This is a genomic window from Myxococcales bacterium (genome assembly GCA_023898405.1).
In the GTDB taxonomy this organism is placed as follows: domain Bacteria; phylum Myxococcota; class UBA727; order UBA727; family JABDBI01.
Map to the genome: position 1 here is coordinate 1,918,155 of CP060221.1, position 23,490 is coordinate 1,941,644.

28 protein-coding genes and 1 tRNA gene are annotated in these 23,490 nt (G+C 39.0%); 12 read left to right on the top strand and 17 right to left on the bottom strand.

The genetic code is table 11. The annotated features are described in order from the left end of the window. Nucleotides 1–26: 26 nt before the first annotated feature. The 3 genes from H6731_08725 to H6731_08735 all read right to left on the bottom strand — a co-directional run bounded on the left by H6731_08725 (nucleotide 27) and on the right by H6731_08735 (nucleotide 2,651). Complete coding sequence (locus tag H6731_08725; GenBank protein USN50336.1) at nucleotides 27–995, bottom strand: methionyl-tRNA formyltransferase; 969 nt, start codon at nucleotides 993–995, stop codon at nucleotides 27–29. Between the two features lie 165 nt (nucleotides 996–1,160). Then, the gene (locus tag H6731_08730; GenBank protein USN50337.1) at nucleotides 1,161–1,982 is read right to left on the bottom strand and encodes a 3'(2'),5'-bisphosphate nucleotidase CysQ; all 822 of its coding nucleotides are present in this window, start codon (nucleotides 1,980–1,982) and stop codon (nucleotides 1,161–1,163) included. 69 nt (nucleotides 1,983–2,051) lie between these two features. Further along, entirely contained in the window at nucleotides 2,052–2,651 is a 600-nt protein-coding gene (locus tag H6731_08735; protein ID USN50338.1) for a peroxiredoxin, read from the bottom strand. A gap of 385 nt (nucleotides 2,652–3,036) precedes the next feature. Between H6731_08735 and H6731_08740 the strand changes: the two genes are divergently transcribed. Next, the gene (locus tag H6731_08740) at nucleotides 3,037–3,594 is read left to right on the top strand and encodes a GNAT family N-acetyltransferase (protein USN50339.1); all 558 of its coding nucleotides are present in this window, start codon (nucleotides 3,037–3,039) and stop codon (nucleotides 3,592–3,594) included. A 153-nt stretch (nucleotides 3,595–3,747) separates the two neighbouring features. Beyond that, nucleotides 3,748–4,134 carry a hypothetical protein gene (locus tag H6731_08745; protein ID USN50340.1) on the top strand — a complete coding sequence of 129 codons (387 nt, stop codon included), beginning with the start codon at nucleotides 3,748–3,750 and terminating at the stop codon, nucleotides 4,132–4,134. A 72-nt stretch (nucleotides 4,135–4,206) separates the two neighbouring features. Here H6731_08745 and H6731_08750 read toward each other — a convergent pair whose 3' ends face one another. The 12 genes from H6731_08750 to H6731_08805 form a co-directional block, all read right to left on the bottom strand. Further along, entirely contained in the window at nucleotides 4,207–4,773 is a 567-nt protein-coding gene (locus tag H6731_08750) for a hypothetical protein (GenBank protein ID USN50341.1), read from the bottom strand. Between the two features lie 33 nt (nucleotides 4,774–4,806). After that, nucleotides 4,807–5,655 carry a phosphatidate cytidylyltransferase gene (locus H6731_08755; GenBank protein USN50342.1) on the bottom strand — a complete coding sequence of 283 codons (849 nt, stop codon included), beginning with the start codon at nucleotides 5,653–5,655 and terminating at the stop codon, nucleotides 4,807–4,809. A gap of 17 nt (nucleotides 5,656–5,672) precedes the next feature. Then, complete coding sequence (locus H6731_08760) at nucleotides 5,673–6,398, bottom strand: isoprenyl transferase (GenBank protein ID USN51972.1); 726 nt, start codon at nucleotides 6,396–6,398, stop codon at nucleotides 5,673–5,675. Next, nucleotides 6,391–7,119 (bottom strand): hypothetical protein, encoded by a 729-nt coding sequence (locus H6731_08765; GenBank protein ID USN50343.1) that lies wholly within the window; start codon nucleotides 7,117–7,119, stop codon nucleotides 6,391–6,393. Before H6731_08765 ends, H6731_08760 begins: the two co-directional genes overlap by 8 nt. A 10-nt stretch (nucleotides 7,120–7,129) precedes the next feature. Next, entirely contained in the window at nucleotides 7,130–7,630 is a 501-nt protein-coding gene (locus tag H6731_08770) for a hypothetical protein (GenBank protein ID USN50344.1), read from the bottom strand. A gap of 147 nt (nucleotides 7,631–7,777) precedes the next feature. Then, nucleotides 7,778–8,140, bottom strand: a complete 363-nt coding sequence (locus H6731_08775; protein ID USN50345.1) for a hypothetical protein — start codon at nucleotides 8,138–8,140, stop codon at nucleotides 7,778–7,780. Nucleotides 8,141–8,288: 148 nt separating this feature from the next. Further along, complete coding sequence (locus tag H6731_08780) at nucleotides 8,289–9,023, bottom strand: M23 family metallopeptidase (protein ID USN50346.1); 735 nt, start codon at nucleotides 9,021–9,023, stop codon at nucleotides 8,289–8,291. Further along, nucleotides 9,020–9,910: a DUF368 domain-containing protein gene (locus H6731_08785; GenBank protein ID USN50347.1), complete on the bottom strand. Its 891-nt coding sequence runs from the start codon at nucleotides 9,908–9,910 to the stop codon at nucleotides 9,020–9,022. Before H6731_08785 ends, H6731_08780 begins: the two co-directional genes overlap by 4 nt. Then, nucleotides 9,911–11,314 carry a hypothetical protein gene (locus H6731_08790; GenBank protein USN50348.1) on the bottom strand — a complete coding sequence of 468 codons (1,404 nt, stop codon included), beginning with the start codon at nucleotides 11,312–11,314 and terminating at the stop codon, nucleotides 9,911–9,913. A gap of 78 nt (nucleotides 11,315–11,392) precedes the next feature. Next, nucleotides 11,393–12,199: a 5'/3'-nucleotidase SurE gene (gene surE, locus H6731_08795; protein ID USN50349.1), complete on the bottom strand. Its 807-nt coding sequence runs from the start codon at nucleotides 12,197–12,199 to the stop codon at nucleotides 11,393–11,395. Between the two features lie 143 nt (nucleotides 12,200–12,342). After that, nucleotides 12,343–12,744, bottom strand: a complete 402-nt coding sequence (locus tag H6731_08800; protein USN50350.1) for a nucleoside triphosphate pyrophosphohydrolase — start codon at nucleotides 12,742–12,744, stop codon at nucleotides 12,343–12,345. A 91-nt stretch (nucleotides 12,745–12,835) separates the two neighbouring features. Further along, nucleotides 12,836–13,135: a hypothetical protein gene (locus tag H6731_08805; protein USN50351.1), complete on the bottom strand. Its 300-nt coding sequence runs from the start codon at nucleotides 13,133–13,135 to the stop codon at nucleotides 12,836–12,838. A 95-nt stretch (nucleotides 13,136–13,230) separates the two neighbouring features. On the opposite strand from H6731_08805, the gene H6731_08810 reads away from it, so the two are divergent. The 6 genes from H6731_08810 to H6731_08835 all read left to right on the top strand — a co-directional run bounded on the left by H6731_08810 (nucleotide 13,231) and on the right by H6731_08835 (nucleotide 18,071). Beyond that, nucleotides 13,231–13,545: a DUF167 domain-containing protein gene (locus H6731_08810; protein USN50352.1), complete on the top strand. Its 315-nt coding sequence runs from the start codon at nucleotides 13,231–13,233 to the stop codon at nucleotides 13,543–13,545. A 6-nt stretch (nucleotides 13,546–13,551) separates the two neighbouring features. Next, nucleotides 13,552–14,376 (top strand): biotin--[acetyl-CoA-carboxylase] ligase, encoded by an 825-nt coding sequence (locus H6731_08815; protein USN50353.1) that lies wholly within the window; start codon nucleotides 13,552–13,554, stop codon nucleotides 14,374–14,376. Between the two features lie 51 nt (nucleotides 14,377–14,427). Continuing rightward, on the top strand, nucleotides 14,428–15,351 hold the full coding sequence (locus tag H6731_08820; protein USN50354.1) for a DUF4215 domain-containing protein: 924 nt from the start codon (nucleotides 14,428–14,430) through the stop codon (nucleotides 15,349–15,351). 65 nt (nucleotides 15,352–15,416) lie between these two features. Next, on the top strand, nucleotides 15,417–16,409 hold the full coding sequence (locus H6731_08825) for an agmatine deiminase family protein (protein ID USN50355.1): 993 nt from the start codon (nucleotides 15,417–15,419) through the stop codon (nucleotides 16,407–16,409). Between the two features lie 4 nt (nucleotides 16,410–16,413). Beyond that, nucleotides 16,414–17,250 (top strand): N-carbamoylputrescine amidase, encoded by an 837-nt coding sequence (locus H6731_08830; GenBank protein USN50356.1) that lies wholly within the window; start codon nucleotides 16,414–16,416, stop codon nucleotides 17,248–17,250. A gap of 158 nt (nucleotides 17,251–17,408) precedes the next feature. Beyond that, nucleotides 17,409–18,071, top strand: a complete 663-nt coding sequence (locus tag H6731_08835; protein USN51973.1) for a TIGR00730 family Rossman fold protein — start codon at nucleotides 17,409–17,411, stop codon at nucleotides 18,069–18,071. Nucleotides 18,072–18,130: 59 nt separating this feature from the next. On the opposite strand, the gene H6731_08840 is transcribed toward H6731_08835, so the two are convergent. Beyond that, nucleotides 18,131–18,207, bottom strand: a tRNA-Pro gene (locus tag H6731_08840). A 113-nt stretch (nucleotides 18,208–18,320) separates the two neighbouring features. On the opposite strand from H6731_08840, the gene ribD reads away from it, so the two are divergent. The 4 genes from ribD (at nucleotide 18,321) to H6731_08860 (ending at nucleotide 23,164) form a co-directional block, all read left to right on the top strand. Beyond that, complete coding sequence (gene ribD, locus H6731_08845) at nucleotides 18,321–19,439, top strand: bifunctional diaminohydroxyphosphoribosylaminopyrimidine deaminase/5-amino-6-(5-phosphoribosylamino)uracil reductase RibD (GenBank protein ID USN50357.1); 1,119 nt, start codon at nucleotides 18,321–18,323, stop codon at nucleotides 19,437–19,439. Nucleotides 19,440–19,857: 418 nt separating this feature from the next. Then, entirely contained in the window at nucleotides 19,858–21,021 is a 1,164-nt protein-coding gene (locus H6731_08850) for a hypothetical protein (GenBank protein USN50358.1), read from the top strand. An 84-nt stretch (nucleotides 21,022–21,105) separates the two neighbouring features. Continuing rightward, a complete protein-coding gene (locus H6731_08855; protein ID USN50359.1) occupies nucleotides 21,106–22,416 on the top strand; it encodes a hypothetical protein in 1,311 nt (436 codons plus the stop codon). Nucleotides 22,417–22,501: 85 nt separating this feature from the next. After that, complete coding sequence (locus tag H6731_08860; protein USN50360.1) at nucleotides 22,502–23,164, top strand: hypothetical protein; 663 nt, start codon at nucleotides 22,502–22,504, stop codon at nucleotides 23,162–23,164. 47 nt (nucleotides 23,165–23,211) lie between these two features. Here the strand turns inward: H6731_08860 and H6731_08865 are convergent, their stop codons facing one another. Then, the gene (locus H6731_08865) at nucleotides 23,212–23,469 is read right to left on the bottom strand and encodes a hypothetical protein (protein ID USN50361.1); all 258 of its coding nucleotides are present in this window, start codon (nucleotides 23,467–23,469) and stop codon (nucleotides 23,212–23,214) included. Between the last annotated feature and the right edge of the window lie 21 nt (nucleotides 23,470–23,490).

The following is a 23,490-nucleotide window of genomic DNA, read 5'->3' on the forward strand; positions in this document are numbered from 1 at the left end:
CAAGCAATTTAAAAATTAATTTATTTTTAAAAATCAATTTTTGTACGGCAGAGCTGGATATTTAAATTTTGCAAAGCCTTATTAGCGGGCAAAATACTCTTTCCTTCCAGCTGAATTCTTTGAAAATATAAAATTCCATCAACAGTTTTTACGCCTAAAAAAGGAGAAGTGACGATGATAGTACCAGGAGAGAGTTCATGGTGAACGGTGGTTTCGATAAAAAAAGCTTCAAAGAATTTTATTCTTTTTTTATCAAGAAAAGCATAGGAGCCTGGCCAGGGATCAAAGGCGCGGCTTTTTAGAACCAAGTTGCGTCCCGATTGAGAAAAATCCAAAAGTCCTTCTTCCTTTTTGATCATAGCTGCATAGGTAGCTTCGTCATCATTTTGGGGGGTTTTATGAATTTTTTGGGAAAGGATATCATCTATCCTGCGATAAAGAAGGTGAGCGCCCAAATGTGAAAGCCGACGGAACAAGGTTTCTGAAGTGTCAGATGCAATGATGGGTGTTTGAGCGACATCGATAATATCGCCTTCATCCATTTTAAGCACCATATCCATTAGGCACACACCTGTTTTGTGATCACCACACTCCAAAGACCTTTGTATTGGAGCTGCTCCTCTGAATTTGGGCAGTAATGAACCATGAATATTTATAAAACCCAAATGCGAGGAGGACAAAAATCGTTGTGGAATTATTTTTCCGTAAGCGACAACAACAGCTAAATCTATATGAGCTGCAAGAAAGTGTTGAAAAAATTGTTCACCTTCTAAAGAACTTTTTTTAAGAAAAGCTGGCTGAAAAACAGGGAGATGAAGTTTAGTCGCCAAAATTTTTACCGATGGAGGAGAAAGTTTTTGCCCTCGTCCTTGTTGTCTGTCTGGTTGAGTTACTACCATCGATAGTTCATGGCCATGTTCTAGGCAAAATTTGTGAAGTTGTTTTAATGCTGGCAATGCAAAAACAGGAGTGCCAAAAAAAGCAATGCGCGCCATACGGTACCTGTTACTCAAAAATTTAAACACGAGCTTTATGTTATAGCAACAGCAGCATGTAAATGACCTGAAATTTGTAGGCTCATTTTTGATATTTTATTAATCACTAAAAAATATTCCAAAAAATTATTGGTCAACTGCTTTCAAAACACCTCTAAGTTATCTTTAACCTTGTTCAATATTTCTCAGCAATAGCATGAGAGAGTCTTCGAGTTTATGGCTGCTTATTAAGATTGAGCGTTGATGATTAATTCCATCTTTGAAGTCGAGAGGGCTGTTATCGAGGTGAACCATACATCCCCCAGCGGCCTGAATGATAGCGTGAGGCGCGCAGCTATCCCACAATTTTATGCGCTTGCTCCAACATAGATAAATATCGGCTACTCCATCTAAAACCAGCATTGCTTTTAATCCAAACGAACCTCGCCGAATAATGAGGGAAGGATCTATGGTCTTGATAAATTGCTCTTGCCGATTAGAGCGAAAGGTGCGAGAGGTGATGATACGAAGTTGATGATTATTTTTTGCCCAGTGGCCTGGTGTTATAATTTTTTGTTTATTACCGTGCTCTCGCACACATTCGCGATTTTCTCCATTGCTCAAAGCGCTCCACATGATACCACTCGTGGGTTGATAGATTACGCCAAGCGAGGTTTTGCCATTGATCATCAGTCCTATCATAATGACAAAATCATCGAGTCCCGCGATATAACTTGCAGTGCCGTCAATGGGATCGACAAACCAGACCCTCCCAAGCTTATTGACCGTCTCTTCCTGATAACTTTCTTCGCTGATGATTTGGTCTTTTGGAAAAAATTTTTTTAGTTCTTGTGAAATAAAATCATCGATAATTTGATCAGCATTAGAAACGGGTCCTTGCCCCAAAGGTTTTTGTTTGACAATCAGTTTTGATTGTTTTTCAAGCGCGATTTTTCCGGCTTCACGGGCAAGTTGTTTGGCAATATTAAGCTCTTTTTGTAAATCCATTTTAAGCCCCTTTTGTGAAGCAAAAAAAAACCTCCACTAAAGGGAGGTTATCATTTAATCATGCATTTCTTATAGTGATTGAGCGTTATTTGCCAAATAAGCAGCTACTCCGCCAGCATCTGGTTTCATGCTTTGCTTGCCTTTGGTCCATCCTGCAGGGCACACCTCTCCATGTTTTTCAGTGTGCTGCAGTGCCTCGATAACGCGCAAAGTTTCGTCAACATTTCTGCCGATCGGTAAATCATTGAGAGTGGCGTGGCGTACGATACCTTTCATGTCGATAATAAATGTTCCGCGCAGCGCTACAGAATCATTGACCAATACACCGTAATCGCGTGAAATTTCTTTAGTAATATCAGAAATCAAAGGAAAATCGATGGCTCCAATTCCTCCCTTTTCAAGCGGCGTATTGCGCCAAGCATAGTGTGAAAATTTAGAATCAACTGAGATACCAAGAATCTGAGTGTTAAGTGCTTCAAAGGCTTGAGTGCGCTTAGAAAACGCGATGATTTCCGAAGGACAAACAAATGTAAAATCGAGAGGATAAAAGAAAAGTGCAACGTATTTTTTATCGCGAAAACTTGAGAGAGTGATCTCTTTAAAGTCTCCGCTCTGAAGTACAGCTTCAGCACTAAAATCTGGGGCAGGCTTTTGAATCAGGGTGTACATACTAGCTCCTGTGGTATTGGGAATAAATTACTTCTAACTCAGTGTCGGCACTTAGGCTAGACAGTTTAGAGGCTTATGGATAAATCTTTTTATGAATATTTCTTTAAAAGCCAACATTGCTGCGCGCCTTTTTAATCAAACTTTAAAAAATTAAATGATTAAATAATTAAATCTTTTCAGGAGCTTAAGCGGTATTTATCAAAAAACCTTCACGATAATTTAAAGCATTTTGATATTAATCATTTTAAAATCTATTTAATCTTCACTATTTTTATGGGGTATTAACGTTATAAATTTATGGGATAACTTGCTGCAATTAATTCAGTGATGATATTTTAGCCCTTATATAGAGTGATTCGTTTTTGTCATTCCAGGGCTTATTTAAATGGCGCTAAAAGAAAAGATTGCTATAAAAAGTCAAAGTAGAATTGAGGTTAAACTGCGCCCACTAAAGCCAGAAGATCACGAACGTGTTAGCTTCTGGCTGATGCAGCCTTTCATTATTGAAAGAAGTTTTGTTGTTCCTGCTCCTCGTTGTATACCTAAAGATTTTTTCACAAAAAAATATGCATATCGCTGTATGGATTTATTGTTAGATGATTTAACCCATCGTAGTTTTGCTATTATTTACAACAAAAAACACGTAGGAAATGTCGGATTTAAGAATGTTGATTTAGAACAGAAAAAAGCAGAATGTTTCATTGAAATCGGAGATAAAAGATCTCGACAAAAGGGGGTAGCTCAAAAGGCTATGGAACTTTTATTAGCCTTTGGAGTACGAGTATTAAAATTAAAAATGGTGGAACTTGAGGTTTTAGAATTTAATGTTGCAGCTATAAAGATCTATAAAAAGTTAGGTTTTCAAAGCCTTAACTCTTGTCTTTGGCACTACGATGAGTTTGGTATTTACTGGAAAGTTTTAAGAATGAGATTAAAACTGTAAACTTAATTCTTGGTTTATTTAGTTTTTAAAAATGAGCAAGTTGTCTGTTGAAATATGTGACCTAAAGTATTACAACAAATAAGCTATGTGGATTTTTTTACTAGGCATAATGAAAAAACTGGCTTTTAAATTTCTTTTACCGGGAGCAATCTAATGAACTTTATTTTAAAATTTCTGCTTTTATCGTTATTTTTTATTATCAATTCCTGCGGAATTTCGCCACTGTCTAAATATTCTGATTCTGATTTAGCTTTAGCTATTAAGTCTTGTGAAGAAAAATGGGCTAAAAAGCCTGATCCTGATGTTGGAAATATCAAAACAGTAAAGAGATATTTTGATGAAGGTTTTACAGAATATAGCAAAGTACTTCCTCAACGTATGAAAAAAATGACTCGTGAAGAGCTGTTGAAATCATATCCTGCTATAAAAAAATATATCAACATAAATGATATAAAAATACGAAACTGTTTTGTGCGTATCACTCTGAGTGAAAGAGATCAGATTGTTAATGATTTTCTTGATAAATTAGTCACTATTTAAAACTCGATTTTGGTCAAAATTTGATACAAAGCACTCGTTTCATAGAAGCTATAATTTTTTGACGCAAAATCTTTAGGGCAAGTCAGAATAACCAATTATGGCTCGATCGAGTTTGTCTTGAGGTGTGACGGAAATTATTTCTACGCGGTAGTTGCCGGAGCCATCATCGAGCATCAAAGGCAGCGCAATGGACTCTATATGATGATCTTTGGTAGAAATAATAATTCCACTTCGATCGGGAGAAAAATTAAATCGGCCTCGATCGTCCCAATCTAAAAAACATGCCATGCCGGCCGCTGGATCCGGAGTTCCGCCCCTTGGCACATAAAGCCCTTGGCGTTTTAAGAAGTGCATAAGGTTGGCGGCGCTACGAAAAAAATAAGCCATCTTTGGTGTATTGGCGCCTCCTCCAATTTTTTTATAACCACTTTCATCTTTGCCGTAATCGCGCTCAAGAGCTTCCTTGAGCCAAGGTGCCCCAGCGACCATCACAAGGTCAATTGCGCATAAAGGCGCATGCACCGGATCAAAATCATTGGCAATTCCTGCTCCAATAAGCGCTTTGGCTGCATCGACGATTTGTTGACGACGATCTATCCGCGCATCACTTACGCCATTCGAATTAGTATTCTTTTCCACAAGCAACACACCTTAGAAAAATTTTTTCGAGTTCTAACATAGTGGTCGAATAATAAAAGCATACAGAGCAGTCCAGGGAAGCACGAGAATGAGTGCATCGATGCGATCAAGGAGACCGCCATGTCCTGGTAAAATATTTGAAGAGTCTTTTGCCTGATAGATTCGTTTAAATTTGCTTTCAATCAAATCCCCCAAAGGGGCAAAAATAATTGCTGGAATGCCAACCCACAAAAGATCTGCATTATCAAGTTGCGCAAAAATGGGTGTATTGTAGAGGCTGGTTAATTTTTTGATGAGAAAAATAAGCAGCAATGAACCAATGGCACCAAAGAAAAAACCTTCCCAGGTTTTTTTAGCGCTTACACTTTTAAATAGTGGACGTTTGCCAAAGATTCGTCCTCCAAAGTAAGCGCACGTATCATTGCCCCACGTGGCGATACAGGTCAGCAAAATAAATGCCAATCCTTCACTTTTATTGAGAGAAACTGAATCATTTTGCAGCCAAAATAAGCAGTTGAGACCGAGAACAACATAGGAACTAAAGTAAAAAATTGTAGACATTTTTTCAAATATAGATTTTTCAATTTCCGCTACAAATAAAAAAAGTCCATTGATGCATAGAAATCCTAAGAAAGCAGCAGCAGTATTTTGATGAATGCTTGCTTCGCATAATGAGGGAAGCGATAAAGAAAACCAGGCCATAAAAGCAGTGAAGAGACCTATTTTTGAATTCGGAAGTACCATGGTGGAAATTTCGAAGACACAGATGAGGCTTGCAAGCAAAAGCAAAAATTTTAAAAAAATTCCCCCTGCTAAAAAAACTGCAACAACCAAGGGCAGTAAAATCACAGCAGTGATAATTCTAACCAATAAATTTTTCATGAGTGTTCCTTCAAAGATTATTCACCAACTTTACCAAAACGACGATTTCTTTGGGCAAAATCAATCAGTGCTTGATCAAGATCTGAACGTTGAAAATCAGGCCATAGAGTTTTGGTGAAATAGAGTTCTGTATAGCTTGATTGCATGAGCAAAAAATTGGAAAGCCTTAGTTCACCTGAAGTACGAATAAAAAGATCAGGGTCGGGTATATCACTAGTGTAAAGATGTTGTGCCAATGTTGCTTGATTGATGTCTGCAATTTCAAGTTTGCCTTCAATAATTTTCTGAGCAATTTTTTGGCAGGCTATACTTGCTTCTTCCCACGCTCCATAAGAAAGAGCCAGAGTTATTATGAGCTTTGAGCAATTTTTTGTTTCTTCTACAACTTTATCGAGTGCTTTTTTTACATAGCTGGGTAAGCGATCAAGATTACCGATAGCGCTAATTCGGATGTCATTTTTGATAAGGTCTGCTGTATCCTGCTTTAAATAATTTTCTAAGATGTGCATGACAGCATCAACTTCTTTGGCAGGGCGCTGCCAATTTTCTGTAGAAAAAGCATAAAGTGTAATGAACTGGATACCGAGCTCGCGTGCGTAAAGAATAATATCTTCGGCAACTTTGGAGCCTTGCTGATGCCCAACCTCACGAGCAAGACCACGCTTTTCAGCCCAGCGCCCATTTCCGTCCATGATAATTGCAATAGAACGGGGAATTAATAATCCTCGATGTGATTTAGACAACGTCACCGACTTTTCCTTCGTCTTTATATAATTTTTCAACTTCCAATGGCGAGTCCGTTACAGATTGGCCAAAAGACTCATTCATTTTTAAAAAGAACGCGTTAATTTTTGCAAGTAAATATTTAATATCAATGCCCGATAAACAAAGGGAGAAAATTTCTTTGCCAACATATATTCGAAGCTCAGGTTGATTATCATGTTTTGTGATACTTAACAGCTCCATTTTTCCATAAAATTGTTGCCATTTTAAAAACAGGCTTGAATGTTCAGTAAAAAAAGACAAAGGCAGATAAATTTCCATTCTTAAAAAAACACTCATTTTTTCAATAAGTTGCCTTTGGTGACGTACAGTGTTTTGAGGCACACAGGGAGTATCAGTGATGTTTTCAGCAATTTTTTGAGCTATGGAAAACATTGATTGCGTTTCTATGGCAATATTTTTATGCCATTGCTCGAGTGTGTCGAGGCTAGAGTTAAGCAAATCAGCAAGAGAACGGCTTTTTCCTTTTTCACGCCCTTTAAAAATATCTGACTGATTTATTTTTTTGTAGGCTAAAAAAATAGACCGAATTTTTTTTAAATAGTCATCAAAGTGAGCACAAGAATTTTTTTGTTGCTCATATTCATTTGCTTTGATGAGCGTATATGTCTTAAGCAATTTATAGTGGTCGAGAATCAAATATTTTTTGGGTAGAGATTTTTTTTTTATGAATAGCGTCATTAATTTTTTCCTAATTTAATATCACGTGCGTAGCTCTTCTTATTTGGGTGCTTATGCGAGCATCAATGATGCTTTTATTTGCCTTAATAATTAATGATCCTTGCTCCATATTTTTGTCTTCGCTAATTAAAAATTTTCTAGCCATCGAGCTTTTGAAGTCATGAATATTACTGCTTATTATTTTTGCATCACGAGGGTGCGCGGATATTTCTACATCGGTATGTTCAGCAATATTTTTTAGAAGTTTTTTAAGAGTGTATAAAATAGCATGCGGATGAGACTCGTAGTGTTCAATCACCATTTTTTTGGCAAGCTTTGCTACACACTCGATTTTAAATTTATAACTCTGACCAAGGGCTGAAGATAATTTTTTGAATGTTTCTTCATGTTGCTCTAGGCTTTCTTCTTTGCCAAGAGCAATCAAGGATCTAAGACGCCTTATGCGTTTTTGTTGCAATTTTTTTGGTAGATTTTGCAGATATTTTTGTTGATAAAAATTTACGTCCCTCATGCTCATGGTCCCTAAGAGTCTCTTAGCTATGTAACCATTGAAAAACTAGAAGCATTCAGATGATAAAGCTGAATTCTATCTTTGTTTAGCACTTTAATAAGGAGGGGAACAAAGTTAAGACGGAGGCTATCGTCTCTATCAGAGCCCCTATCTAAAGAGCGATACTATGTACTCTACGCTGGGACTTTTGCTGTGATGTCTCATGAAATAAGATGCGTAATCTTTAGCTTCATTGTCCATGCGCAGTTCTAAAAGCCAAGCGATAAGTAATTCGTATCCTTTATCGTGCTGAACTTCATAGGGTTTTTCGATAAGCTCTTTGAGCTGCAAAATAGCTGACTCTATCAACCCCATTTCGTGAAGCTGTTGAGCTTTTAAAAGTTTTTCTTGGGATATATTTGCTTTTTTAAAATAGCCAAGATGAGTGGCAATATTTTCGGAAGTAGAAGTACAGGCGCCTAAAAAAACAAACAGGCTGATTGCTAAAACATTGGTTAATGCGTTCTTCATTAAAAACTCCAAGGTTGGCTCGGCAAACAACATTAGAGTAAAACGATTTGGTTTTTAATTAATTTTTTATCTTAGTTTTTATTGAATTTTAAAGAACTGAACAACACTCTTAGAGGCTGTTTTAAATACTTTTAAAACAGTCTCTAAGCTATTTAAAGCTGAGAGGATTGATAAAACGTTTTGGATCCTGGGGGCGCTCTGATACACGTATTTGAAAGTGTAAGCGAGGTGTTGCTACACCGCCAGAGACTCCTACGCTGCCAATTTTTTGTCGTTGTTTTATTTTTTGTCCTGATTTTACCAAAGCTTTATCAAGGTGAGCATATACGCTAATGAAAGGTTGTTCGTGCTCGATAATTACGAGTAAGCCATAACGAGTATTTTCATTGCCAACAAAAATTACTTTGCCTTCTAAGGCTGCGACTACTGGAGTGCCACGGGGAGCGCTAATGCCTAATCCGTCATAAGGTTTTTGTTTAGAGCTAGAAAATTGATGGACAATACTGCCACCAGGCACAGGAAACTGAAATATTTTTTGTTGTGTTTTTTTATGGCGACTGCCTTGTTGAGCCAGGCTCTTATCGTTTGCATGAACAGTATTTTGTAGGCTTTGTTTTTTGTTGTATTGAGTGATTTTTATGCCAATGGGATCGGGTGAAGGAATAAAAATTTCTTGACCAGTGCGTAAGTAATGTTCACTTTCTAAACCATTGACCTCCATAATTTCTTGCGGATTGGCATTATATTTGTGAGCGATAAAGCTTAATGAATCACCTTTTTTTACGCGATGATAAACTCCTGCAAGTTCACTTTCATAGGGTCTGTTGTGTATCGATACGCAGCCACAATAAAAAATATACAGCACGACAAGAAAATATCTCATTTATTCATAATCCTGAGAGAAACAAAGCTAATAAGGAGGCCAAAAAAAAGAGAAATAATCATAAAAACTTCACTGAGGCCAAAAAAGTGAGGCATAAAAATCTGTGTATTATCAGCGTTGGTAAAAGGCCACAAAGAGGGGAGGCTACCGAGCATGAGCCCAATAAGTAGTGCCAGGGTAGTGCTTCGGAAATGGTGAAGGCAATATTTGATTGCTCCAACAAAAAAGATGCTTCCGCTTAACGCTCCCAAAATAAATGGAAACACATTAAGCAGTGCGTTGATGTCAAAGAAAAAAATCTTATTTATTTGGGCAAATATGTAGTGATAGTTGCCAAGCATAAGCAGAATAAAACTTCCAGAAATACCAGGTAGAAGCATTGCGATAAGGGCCAGGGCTCCAGAAAAAAATAGAAACAAGGGACCGTCAGATGAAAATTCTGTCCTGATACCGCTCAAAAAGTAAGTGAGAATCGCAACGCCTATGATGAGTGCCCAATCAGACATGCGAGGGTTTTGATCGTAATTTTTGAAAATATGAGGAATTGAGGCAGCCATCAAACCCAAAAAAAGCGCATTCATGTGATGAGTGTAATGCTGCATAAGGTAGGGCATGAAAAATGAAAAAATAAAAATTCCACACACTGAGCCTAATAAAATCATTGCGCTAAATAGGCTGTCAGTTTCATTTATGATGTCTTTCCACGCTCTTTTTTTTATAAGAGGAAATAAAATTTGTGGATTAAGCTTAGCCAACGCATCGATAAGTCGCTCGTAGATTCCCAAGATAAATGCTACGGAACCTCCACTCAGACCAGGCATAGTGCCCGCTGCGCCAAGCAAAATTCCAAATATAAAATGTTTTAGATCAAATTTTTTTAATATCATTTAATATACTGTTCTTTTGGTTACATCGAGCATGTCAATAATAGCTAAAATATTTTGCTTGTCGATTGCTGCAAATTTTGTTTTTACTACATCTGCAACTGTCATATTGGAAGAGATAATTTGTTCGAAAGGCTGTAAGTAATTTTCATGATGATTATGAGAAGAGCTCGTTAGTTTGAGCTGATTTTTAGCGTATTCTATGATTGTGCCTATGGTGGCAAGTACAGGTATGCCTTGCCATAAGCTTGTGCGTCCGTGCTGAATTATTTCTTGATGAAGCTTTATGAGTTGCGGATGATCTAAAGATTCGAGTGTAGAAAAAACCTGATTAAAAGCATGTTCATCATAAAATAATGTCCATACTAGAGTCGAGAGTGCACACACGTAAGAGGCTGGTAGAGAATCGGGGCTGCGTATTTCAATATAAGGTTTAAGGCGTACTTCGGTAAATATGGTAGATAGATGATCCAAAAAATCTCGGACCGTAGCCTGTTCTCCCTTGAGGCCGTGAGCCATAAAATCCCTAAAAGAGCATCCAGCCACATTGATGTAGTTTTTTCCTCGACGAATAAAATACATAGGAACATCTAATGCCCAGTTGATCCAGGATTCATAGCCGAAATTAGGGTCAAAAATAATCGATGGAATTCCCGTGCGGTCAGGATCTGTTTTTTGCCAAATATGTCCACGAGGAATTGCATAAGGACTGGCTTGTCCATCAATAAAAGCGGCAGAAGAACAAAGGAGCGATAAAAATGGCACAAGACGCGAAGCAAACCTGGTTTTAAGAACAAAATCTTCTTGATTTTTGTAATCGAGATTAAGCTGAATTGAACATGAGCGTTTCATCATATCGAGGCCTAAGCCAGGCATGCTCTTCATGTATGAACGCATAATTTTGTAACGGCTCTTTTTAACCTGAGCCATATCGTTTTGTTGGGCAAGCGGATGAATGCCAACAGCAAAAAGTTTTATATCAAGATCCTGTGCAGCTTGCTGTAAATTATTCACAACATCAAGAAAAATTTTATTCACATCCTCGAGTGTAGCATGGGGTTTCGCTGCTATTTCTATTTGGCCACCAGGCTCGAGCGCAATGGTGGCTCGTTGGCAGGACAAGGCAACAATATTTTGATCTTCCATCACTGGTATAAAAGGATCTGTAGTTAAAGCAGACTTTTGCGCTAAGTGGAGAAAAAGTTGTGAAATGCTTGTAGGACCTTCGTATGAGAGCGGACGATTGTGCTCAAGATCATGAGCAAACATCTCATACTCGATCCCAAGTAAGCGGTTTTGGGCTTTCTTTTCAGCGCTATAAAAAATTTCTAATAATTGGTCAAAGCGGTTTAAGGGCACCGCTAGCGGGTCATGGCCATGCGGTCCAAAATCTTCAGGCTGGCTCATTGGAACTCCTTCTAGGGCCATCTTAAACATTTGTGGCATATCAAATGCTGTCTTTAGAGCATAAAGATGGGGTCTAGTCTATGTCTCTTCAGTAAAAAGTGGAATGGCTTTAAGTGAGGATTCTACCTTCATGAGTTCTCCAAGCAGTGGAGCGTAGGTTAGATTCAGAGTGATGGGAGTTACTGAAATGAGCTCCTGGGCAATAGCACGACAGTCTGTACCTGGTAAGTCTTGGTAGCCACTCCATGTTCCTCCTATCCAATAATAGCTATTGCCGCGAGGATCTTTTCTTTCGGCAACCTCTGTTGTGTATTCATGATGACCAAGGCGAGTGACAGCATAGTCCAGCGAGTTCAGGCGTTTTGGTACATTAACATTAAAAAGTGTTCCTGTAGGCCATGTCTTCTTTATAATGCCTTTGCAGAATTCTCGACAAAATTCAGCAGCCATATCAAAATTGTAGTCATGGAGGGAGACGAGTGAAACGGCAACTGAAGTGACCCCAAGCATAGCTGCTTCCATAGCGGCAGATACCGTTCCAGAATAGAGTATGTCATAGCCTAAATTTGCGCCATGATTGATGCCTGACACCATGAGATCAGGTTTACGACCTTTAAGAACATGATGAACTCCCATATAAACCGAATCAGTAGGAGTACCATCTACACTGTAAAATAATACTTCCTGACCACTTTCATGGAGAGAAGCTTTTTGCTGTAGTCTGAGTGGGCGATTGAGTGAAATAGCATGAGATATGGCACTTTGATCGGTGGCTGGGGCCACAACCACAACCTCGCCAATAACACAAAGTGCTCGTGCTAGAGCATGAATACCCATGGAATAATAGCCATCGTCATTGCTTACAAGTATGAGAGGTTTTGTCATGATAGTGTTCCTTGCTAAGGTGTGATAAAAGCTCAGCCTTATTAAAAACTGTGGTCAAATTATTTTATAGCCCTGTACATGAGAACACCATTTTTAAGCCGCTATTTTCTCTTAAGTTTTTAGGTGGAGCTCTTTCACGGCTGTCAGTTTAATCTTGTATGCGGATATTTTTTGGGTTCTTGTAAAAAGAGCGTGGCAACTTGTGAGTCACACGGAGTTTCCACTGATTTTAAGAACAAACCTCTGTCAAATCCACCATTGCGCATATTCTTCTGACGCTTAATTTTCTCTACATCGCTCCCTTTTATTGAAAGTTTGAGTACAAGAGCATCTAATACCTCCTGAATATCGGCAATTTCTTCAATAAGTTTCTCTCGAGATGCTGTCTCAAGTATCTTGTTAGCCTCTTCGATAAGCTTAGCTTTTAATGCGTCGATATGCGCTTTATGATTGAGGGTTTCTACTTCGATTACCGTGCTTGGTTGAGCGATGAGTTCAGGAATACGATCGCGAACAAGCTTCTCACAACGAAAAATATATTTCATGAGTTTATCCACAATGCTTCAATATGTACATTGAATATTGTGGATAGATTGTCGGCATTTGCAACACCCGCCGTAAATTGAAAACTATTAATTATTTAAAAATGCGAGCCTCAATTTTCCATTTTGAATCACCATTTTCAAAGAGTGAAGAACATTTTGATGCAGCTTTGGCAACTTTCCAATTGCCATCAAAACTTGCGAGAAAAGCCTGTTGATACAATTCTTTTGCCATAAAGTGTTTTGATTCACCTTGCTGCAGCTCACTTAACTCCTTACAATTTTCAAGATCAAAAGAATTTTTTTGATAAAGATGATGATGAGCTAGCGCAGCACCAATACAAAGGCTGTATATGGCGATTGTACTAGCAAAGAAGGCATTTACCCGATACATAAAAACCTCCGCTTGATCCCCCTATAAAATAAAGCGTTGAGCTTTACTATATATTTCGAAGAAAAGAGAAAATTGTTATTAAAAGTGAGTAAAGCATGACTCAGAAAATTTTGAATGAATTATCTACAAGCGTGCTCAAGGATTTTTTTAAGACAGAAAAACAAGGAGTGAGTTTGACCATTAAGATCAAACCCAATGCATTTGTGGAAAAATTATCTTTATCCTCTACCCAAGAACTTCTGCTCAGCGTGAGAGCAACCGCCTCGAAGGGAGAAGCAAATACCAGAGTAATTGAGGTGTTATCTGAACTATTATCCATTCCTAAATCTCGGATAGAAATTATTTCCGGTCATACATCACGAATAAAACGTTTGTTGTTTCATGGCTTAAGTGCCAAGAATATTGAGTGAGAACTTATGCGCGATGCACTGGATACGCTGAGTTTGCGATCGGCAATCAATGATCTTGGGTTAAACCTGTTTAAGAATAGTGTGGTGCTTCAAACGACCCATTCTACCAACTCCTATCTTTTGCAACTAGAAAAAGAAGGAGCTCCCCATGGAACCTTTGTAATCACTCACGATCAGACTGCTGGCAGAGGTCGTCTTGATAGGGCATGGCTGATGGAAAAAGGTGATATAGCATGCTCATTACTTATTCGCTCTCCTTGTATGCCGAAGCCTCCTACATTGCTTGCATTAGTGCCAGCTGTGGCTCTTGTTCAGGCCCTATCTAATTGTGGAATATCGAGCCATATCAAATGGCCAAACGACGTGGTTGTGCTTAATCCCGATCCCAATACCCATCACGATTATTTCGCTAATTATTTAAAAGTTGGTGGACTGTTGATTGAGAATGTCATGAGGAAAGGATTGCTTGTGGCAAGTATCATTGGAATTGGAATTAATATTTCCTTGAGTCCAGGAAAAAAACTTCTTATAGGGCATAGAGGAGCGTTAAAAGAACTGAAACCTGAGATAAAACGACAGGCGGTATTAATGGAGCTGCTGAAAACTCTAGACCATCATATCGGTGAATTTTCCAGCATGGATTATCAGAAAAAACTTTGCGATGCCTATCAAAAAAAATGCGTATCTTTAGGAAAAAGCCTTACATTTGAGCACCAGGGAAAGGCTGTGCGAGGGGTGGGGCATTCTATTACTCCAGAAGGAGCGTTATGCATCGAGAACGGGGGGAATTTACAAACAATTTTTGCTGGTGACGTTAATTTTTGTACATAAAATTTTGTTTATAGTAATCTCATAATGCTGTTTATAAAATGAGACGGTTTTATGGGTAATGAAATAATAAAAATTTTTATTTTTTCTGTCGTTATTTTTACTTTTTTTAGCGGATGTGAAAATAAGAAAATAAATTCTATAAAGCCGGTCAATAATGATTATGTTAGCAGTAATTATCCTGTGATTGAAAATGGTCAATTAGTTTATAGCCCTGGTGCTAAAAATACTGAACCTCAGGAAGAAATAGTTGAAGAAGTGCCTATCTATGAGGAAGTTCCAGTCGAAACAATCAGTGAAGATGTTCCCGTAGAAGAAGAGCTGCCCACTGAAACTCCGGTTGTTCCAGAATATCCTGTAAATGGTTTTGACGGTGTACAGCCCACACCACCACCTTTTGGGCCGCCCCCCCCGATTGATGATGAATTTTTGGATGATGATTATTTTGATGATGACGGATATTTTGTTGCCGGCGTGTGTGGAGATGGCAAGCGAAGCATTACTGAACAGTGTGACGATGGCAACGATGATAATACTGATGGCTGTAATGTGCTGTGCAGATTTCCTGTTTGCGGCAATGGTGTTTTAGAAAAAAATGAGTGGTGTGATGATGGCAATGTCGTTGATGGCGATGGTTGCAATAAAGTATGCGAATTTGAGCGCTGCGGTAACGGAAGCATAGATACGGGCGAGCAATGTGATGACGGCAATACAGATAACGGAGATGGTTGCTCCAAGTGCTGTTGGCGAGAAGAATGTGGGAATAACGTAGTGGATCCCAATGAAGATTGCGATGACGGTAACAAAGATAACGGAGATGGCTGTGATCAATTTTGCCAGTTAGAGATTTGTGGCAATGGCATCATTACTCGAAATGAGCAGTGCGATGATGGCAATCATCTAGATGGTGATGGCTGTAGTTCAACCTGCACTTTAGAAGTGCCCACTCATCTCAAGTCAAAAGACAGCGATACTTAGATTTTAATTTGCCAACTTGACATAATTTTAGCTTTCAGTCAGAAAACTCTCACGTGAGGTGAGCAATGTATATTCGTCCGGCTGAATGGTCTTCTCCAAAGGAAATATGGCTTGGTTGGCCCTATGATAAATCTCTTTGGCAACACAACCTTTCTTTAGCGCAATCTGAAGTTTTGAGTTTGATAAAAGCTTTATCAAAAGAAAAGGTTCGGCTTGTTGTGCCAAATGAGGAAGAAATCCATAAAATCAGTGCCCATGTGAGTTCTCAGGTACAATTTGAGGTATTAGACTACGCAGATATTTGGTTGAGAGATACTTTTCCTATTTGTGTGAAAGATGAACACAAAAAATATTCCTTAGTGGTTCCCCGATTTAATGGTTGGGGCGAAAAGTATCTATTTGAGTCAGACAGAGATTTGAGCAAACGAGTTGTGGATAGAAAACAACTGGATGCGCATTTTTCATCTGTCGTATTTGAAGGAGGTGCGATCGAGTGCGATGGTGAAGGAACAATGCTTACTACTGAGCAATGTTTGCTTAATCCCAATCGAAATCCATCTTTAACTAAAACTCACATCGAAAATGAATTTGCTCGACTCTTTGGGGTTAAAAAAGTCATTTGGCTTAAACAAGGTCTTAAAAATGATCACACCGATGGGCATATTGATACGATCGCACGTTTTGTCGCGCCAGCGACGGTAGCGATTATGGTGCCGCAAAAAGGCGATCCTAATGCACATGTGATGGAGACCATAAAAAAACAACTGGAGAGTGAAGTTGATGCTCTAGGACGTCCTCTAAAATTATTAGAAATTCCATCCCCAGGTGCAATTATTGATGAAAGTGGAGAGCTTATGCCAGCAAGCTATCTAAACTTCATCATGGGAGATTCTTCTTTTGTGGTGCCTACTTATGCTAGTGAACATGATGCTGAAGCGATTGAATGCTTCAATAATTTTATCGATTGTGAAGTTGTTGGAGTGAGTGCCCGAGCGATTTTGTCTGGGGGCGGAGCCTTTCATTGTATGTCACAAGAATTTTATTTAGAGGCGGTGTAAAGATATGGCTATTAATGTTGGCGTGATTCAGAGTAGTTACAGCGATGATGCAAAAGTAAACAATCAAAAAATTCTTCACTACATTGAGTCAGCTAAAAAAGCAGGCGCGCAGGTGGTTCTGCCTTCGGAATTGTACTTGGGGCATTATTTTTGTAAGACCCAGGACGAACATTATTTTTCTTATGCTCATGAACTTGAACATCACCCCCATCTCAAAGCTGTTCGCGACTTATGTAAAAAATTAGAGGTTGTGGTTCCTTGGTCTTTTTTTGAAAAATCAGGTCCACATTACTTTAATTCACTGGCGATGATCGATGCGAGCGGCGAGGTTCTTGGCGTCTATCGTAAAAGCCATATTCCTGATGGACCTGGCTATCAAGAAAAATTTTATTTTCGACCTGGTAATACTGGCTTTAAAGTTTTTTCCACCAAGTATGGAAAGATGGGTGCTGGCATTTGTTGGGATCAGTGGTTTCCTGAGGCTGCTCGTATCATGACGCTCATGGGAGCTGAGATATTATTTTATCCAACCGCTATTGGCTCTGAACCTCATGCACCATGGCTTTCAACTAAGGATCCTTGGCAAAGGGTGATGAAGGGACACGCCGTAGCTAACATGATTCCTGTGGTGGCAGCCAACAGAATTGGTAACGAAGAAGGGCAGGTGTTTTATGGAGCATCGTTCATCTGCGATGAATTTGGTAGTGAAATCGTGAGTTTCGATGATGAGGATACGGTTAAAGTTGCCACGGTTGATCTAGAAAAAGCGGCCAAAAACAGGGCAGCTTTTGGTTTTTTCAGAGATCGTCGTGTAGATTTATATACATCCTTGTTGGAATAGAAATACATAAAAACTAAAGGCCGCTAAAAGTGAATGACGCTCAAGAAAAAAATAATAATTCTTCCAATAATCATTTTGATCCATGGGGAAAATATAGCGTTGATAACAAGGATAAAAGACTTTTAAGTGGCCCGAAGCGGCGCCTTCAAGATGTCCGCATGCTTATGAGTATTTCGCTTGAGTTCGTCAAAGGATTTAGAGCCCTCTATAAAGTGGGGCCATGCACCACTTTTTTTGGCTCAGCACGCTTTCATAGTAGCCACCGATATTATGATCTTGCTCGAGAAACCGCTCGTTTAGTTGCTCAGTCGGGATATACCATCATGACAGGAGGCGGGCCTGGGATAATGGAGGCTTCTAACCGTGGAGCAAAAGATGTTGATGGACGTTCTGTGGCTTGCAATGTGATGCTGCCTCATGAACAACAGCCAAATCCCTACTTAGATCTGTCGGTAGAATTTAAGCACTTTTTTGTGCGCAAAGTGATGTTGCTGCGTTATTCGTATGCTTTTGTAGTGTTTCCTGGCGGTTTTGGAACGCTTGATGAGGTTTTTGAAACCCTTACTCTAGAACAGACGCAAAAGATTAGCAATTTCCCCATTGTCATGATGGGGACAGATTTTTGGAAACCGATGAGAGATTTTATTGACAATACGCTCGTCAAAAATCGAACTATTGGCAAAAATGATCTTGATCTTATTTACTACACCGATGACCCAGAAGAGGCCTTGTCTTGCATTTTGTCTTGTACTGAAAAGCGCTTTGGAGTGAAAAGCAAAATGCCAAGAAAACCTTTTGAACGATGTGATGAGAGCAAGTAAAGCTGCAGAAATCTTAGCTTTGAGATTTAAAAAGCTTAGAAGCGCGCAATGTTTTTATGTGGTCGGAGTGACAGGATTTGAACCTGCGACCCCTAGACCCCCAGTCTAGTGCGCTACCAAACTGCGCCACACTCCGTTACCGACCAAGGGCGTATGCTAAAGAAATTGAAGCACTTGTCAAGCGATGCTAAAGGATAATGATGCTTTTTACTGTTATGCTATGTCTCCTAAGTTGAAACGGGGTTGTTGATGAGTGATACAGCTTTTTCTTGGATTGTTGATGAAAAAGTTTCTAGTTGTATAGAAGACGATAAGTTTTTTTTAAAAGCTTTGGATAATGCTCATTTTGCTTCAGGGAGTACTCATCCTAATCCTAGCGTGGGAGCGGTCATTGTAAAACATGGACGAATAATCGCTGAAGGATACACGCAAAAAGCTGGTGGCATGCATGCTGAAAAACATGCAATGAGCCATGCAACAGATTCGGTTGAGGGGGCCACACTTTATGTGACGCTCGAGCCATGTTGCCACAGTGGACGTACTCCGCCTTGCACCGATGCGATCATTAACGCAAGAATTGCTCGTGTGGTCTACGGCCTAAGAGATCCCAATCCTTTGGTTGCAGGTAAAGGAATCAAACAACTCGAAAAGGCAGGTATTCAGGTAGGGCAGATAAAATGTGATGCTCTGCGCAGTAAAGCTAAAGCAAGCATTGAGCCATTTTCTTATTTCATCTTAAAAAAACGCCCCTATGTTATTTTAAAAATTGCAACGAGCAGCGATTACGCTTTGGCTTTGGTGGGTGAGCGCACTCAAATTACAGGTCCACAATCAAATAAAATTGTGCATAGACTGCGTAGAGCGGTGGATGCCATAGTGATCGGTGCCAATACGCTCAGGATTGATAATCCTCAACTTAGGGCTCGTGATGATGAGCCAAATCATGGTACACAAGCTATCAGAGTAGTGCTCAGCAGCAATCTCAATTTAGATCTGAGCTTTGCTATTTTTGATACAAGTGTTGCGCCGACGTGGATATTTTATGAAAAAGAAGCAAGCTTAGAGAAAATTCAGCAATTTCTAAACAGAAATATTAAGCTTATCAAGCTTAAAAAAATTACTATTCAGGCGCTTGTTCAATATTTGTATGACTTAGGGATCACCAGTTTATTGGTAGAAGCCGGAAAAAATATTTTGTCGAGTTTTATGGCGGAAAATTTGATCGATGAAATGTGGTGGTTTCGCTCACAACAAAATATTGGTGATGATGGGCTTCAAGTCTTTGAACAGATCAAAAAAATGGGCCTGATTACTCAAGAGAAAATAATAGTAGGAGACGATGAGCTTAGGATAAGCATGCTCAGTTGATCTGAACCAGCTCTATATCAAATGTTTTTTGCAAATAAATTTTGTTAGCTAATTCAGCGCCTACTATTAGGCTGAGCAAAAAAACCAGCACTATAAAGCAATATCGTTGTTTTTGATGCTTGAAAAACAGCAAGAAGAGCATGGCAGTGATGCACAGTGCGATGATCACCGCGGTAACTGCGCTTAAGTGGTGAATTGTAATGATAAAAGCGGTGTATGCGGTATAGCTCATGGAATAGCAATCTAGCAAAAAATAATTATAAAGGAAATGGAATTGTTCCAATGGAAAGCATCGTCAAAAGTTAGTTCCAAAGCCAGTTATTGACATAGTATATGCGCTAAGCTATGTTCCGGAGTATCCAACCAGGTTTTGGATTGTTGATCGAGTTTTTAATTTGAATTTTTTTAGGTAATAATTATGTATTTATCAAAATTTTTTAGGAGCAGTGCGCCTGCTTTATTTTTCCTTGGCCTATTTTTATCGCTGTCATTGTCCGCTGAACGCTCATCTGCCGAGATAGAAGCCGATAAAGCTCACTTGAATTATTACCTTTCTGGGAATTTGGAACTCAAAGGTTCTATGATGAGAACTGCTGAAAATGGTAATCCTCAGCATGATACTTTAAGAATTTTTATTAGAAACGGAAGCCTGAATAGTTGGGCTCGGTGGTTAGGATCGAGAAAAAGTTCTTACTATAGTGTTACCAGAAGAACCTATGGAAAAAATGGTGTTGGCTACGAATACACAGATGAAAGCTTTCAAGGGCCTATCAATGTCAAGGCTACCCTAAAGGGTCTTGTAATCGAATTTTTTGAACCAAGCCCTGAAGGAACAACTGACTTCACTGACGCCAAGTTGCGCCGAGTGGTGGGATCTTTCATTCGCATTCCTTTTCATAAACTCTACAACAAAAAGGGATATATTGATTTTAATGCTGCAGAGTCAAAAGAAAGCTTTGAGATTGGCAGAACATTTGAAGATAGAGGACTTTTTTGGACCAGGCAGGGAACAGTATTCGCTAATGCAGGAAGCATAGCGGTTTCGGATCAAAAGATTGCCTATTCGTCTGAAGTTCTAAGCTATTACCTTATACCCGGACTTAGGGCAGTTGCTTCTTCTTTGTCGTATTGGTCTGGTCTTGCGTGGAGCAGTGCGAGCAGTATGGCACATTCAGCCTATCATAATGAATCAGCTTATGATTTAGCTATGATGTCTGCGCACGTTATACTTGGAACAGCAGAGCTTTATGCTGCTATGGTTGAGGCCAGCATGCTCAATCCTTTAGCTTTTTCTCATGCACGTATGGCATGGGGTTCATCTAAAAATGCAATTCATTATTATCAAAAATTCATGGGTTCATCAGAGGATGTCGTAAAAGCTAACATTTCTTACTTGGAATCGATCGAGAAAATTTCTGGCAATAGCTATAACGCTATCAGGGAAACGATCAATGCTGGAGAAAAAGCTATGAGCTTTGATCCTTCGTTGATCATCGACATTGCAAAAGCAGCTCGAAATGCTCGGCAAGCATGGCAGGAATACTACGGTATATCTGCCTGCACAGTGGCTCCAGCGGCCTAATTGTTTTTTTAGTGATGGGGTTTTATTTCGCCTCATCACTAATTGTTTAATTGTATTATTTATTAATTTATTTTGGAGATTAAAATGTTTAAATTTTTGAAAATTAATTTTTTGTTACTTATGTCTTTATCGTATTTTATTCATGCTTCTGATGATGTGAAACAAGAACCGGTTGAAAACGATGAATTTACTTTTATGGATATTCAAGAATCTAGTGTAGAAGATATTGAAGAATATGCTAAGATCGCCGATCTTATGAATCGCTCACGTTCTTTGCTCACTGGGACCATCAAGTTTGGTGGTGTGGAATATCAAGCCGAGCTTCATAACCGAAGAGATCTTCTAAGTCAGCTTGCAACGAGCGCGGGAGGAAAACCTTCCTATTACAAACTCATTGCTCCTGATTCTTTTAATAACGGCGTCAAGAAAAATGGAGAAGTTTTGCGGGGCCGTTTGCAAATGAGCATCGATGAAAGCTTGGCATGTCTCGTATTTAAATTCTTTCCCTTTGTAGTCGGAGAGAGCACATTTGATACAAGCGCTAAGAGTGGTACGGAAATAATGGTGATCTATGTTCCTTTTAACAAATGTGAGAAAGGGGTTAACAATCAAGGCCATGAAAGTATTGTAATCAATATTGATATGGAAAAAAGTGCTTCAGACATTATCCCAACTCATGGCCATGCGCGTTTTTATTCTAAAGAGTACGATGATATAGAACTCAGCCTAGTTTTTGACTATGCAGACCGGACCAATGAGGCGTTGCAGGCGGCCGGAAATGCCTGCAGTTCAGTTGGTAGTGCTGTAAGCAATGCCGCAAAAAGTACGTGGGGTTATATCTATAATCTTGGATTATATGGTACCGCTAAAGCAATGCTGGATACCGCATCTAAGGTAACAGAAACAATGGATAATATTGAAAAGATCAAAGAGGGAACCTACGGAAAAGGTGACATAATCGAGGCTGCAAAATTTGTTGTGAGCAAAGAAGGGCAAGAGACTATCAAAGGCGTGCAAAAAAATGCTCAGAATGTGGTTCAGTTTTTTGATCAAGATCTAAGCCAGCTTGATCATGAGATCGAACAGCTGCAGAATGAAGTAGTTTTGTTGACAGATAAGCTTATCGAACTCAAAGCTGAAAAAGAAGGTTATGAAGAAGATAAAGACTTCGATTATAAAACAGAGATTGAAGATATAAGCGCAAACATTAAAGTTGCTGACTATGATCTTCAAATAGCCCAAACCAAGCTTGATATAGCTCGTCTTAAGCATACACAACTAAAAAACAATTCGAATGCTGCAGCTTCAACCAAAGGTACAATCAATGCCTTGACTAAAAAGATAGAAAAACTTTCTCTTGAGAAAAAAAAACTTGCAGAGAAAAATCCCTCTTAGAGTGATGCGCAGTTGTTGTTATTGATTGCACTGCTATAAACCGCCTTAGGGCGGTTTTTTATTGTCTAAATAAGTGAGTTTTTTTATGAGCAAAACAAAAGAATCTTTAAATGAATGGACCTCATCTTTAATGCAAGAAATTCCACAGATGCTGGTAAAATTATTGGATCAAAAAAATGGAGAATCCATCGAGCGGCTGCAGTTGGTGGATGTAGAAATAAGTTTGGGTAAAAAAAATCAGGGTGAAACTATTTCACAACTCAAACGATATAGCAGTGCCAATAATAATTTCATCCATGTCTGTAGCTTCATTTATGATCATTCTTTAGATATTCGCATTGCTTATTTTGTGCGTGGGCAAAAAAAATTCTATCAGCCAACAGCCCAGATGTCGCAGCAGTTTTTATGGGAAGCGTGGATGAGTATTGATAGAGCGTGGGTGCACAATGCACTAAAAGATGCTGGACAAGAAAATTCTGCTTTAAGCAGCTTAGAGCTTGCTCAACTTTATGGCAGAAAGGATATTCAAATACCTTCGCAGCTTGTACTCTTTCTACTGATCAAAGAAGCGCTTGAGGCATGGCCAAAAAATAAAGATTCTCTTGAGTATTTTCATGTAACTTTTTTTAAGGGGCTTGAACTCGATAGGCCTTTAGAAAAAAGCAATATTGTAAATGACAAAGATTTAGAGCTCGCCATAAGGCAAGATGGTCAAGTTACAACTTGTTTAAAGGCTTGGGTTCAATGAGTTGTTTATGTAAAAAGTTATCCAAGCCTCGAATTAATTTTCTATCGTTAAGAGCTTGAGCAATTTGGGTTAGCTGCCTTGCATTTAGGGCATTTTAGAGCGCAAAAATTCAAGATGGCCATAATGGATGCAACAACAATGCCAACGATACTCACCCAGTTAGGGATTGCATTATCGCCCAGCATAATGACTTGTCCACTAAAAACTCGCCACAGATGACACACGGCTACGAAAGTAAAAATAATACCAGAAATCAATAATGCTGCTCTTTGGCAACAGCATTTGCTTTTATCACACTGAACCATTGAATTCTCCATGTCCAAATT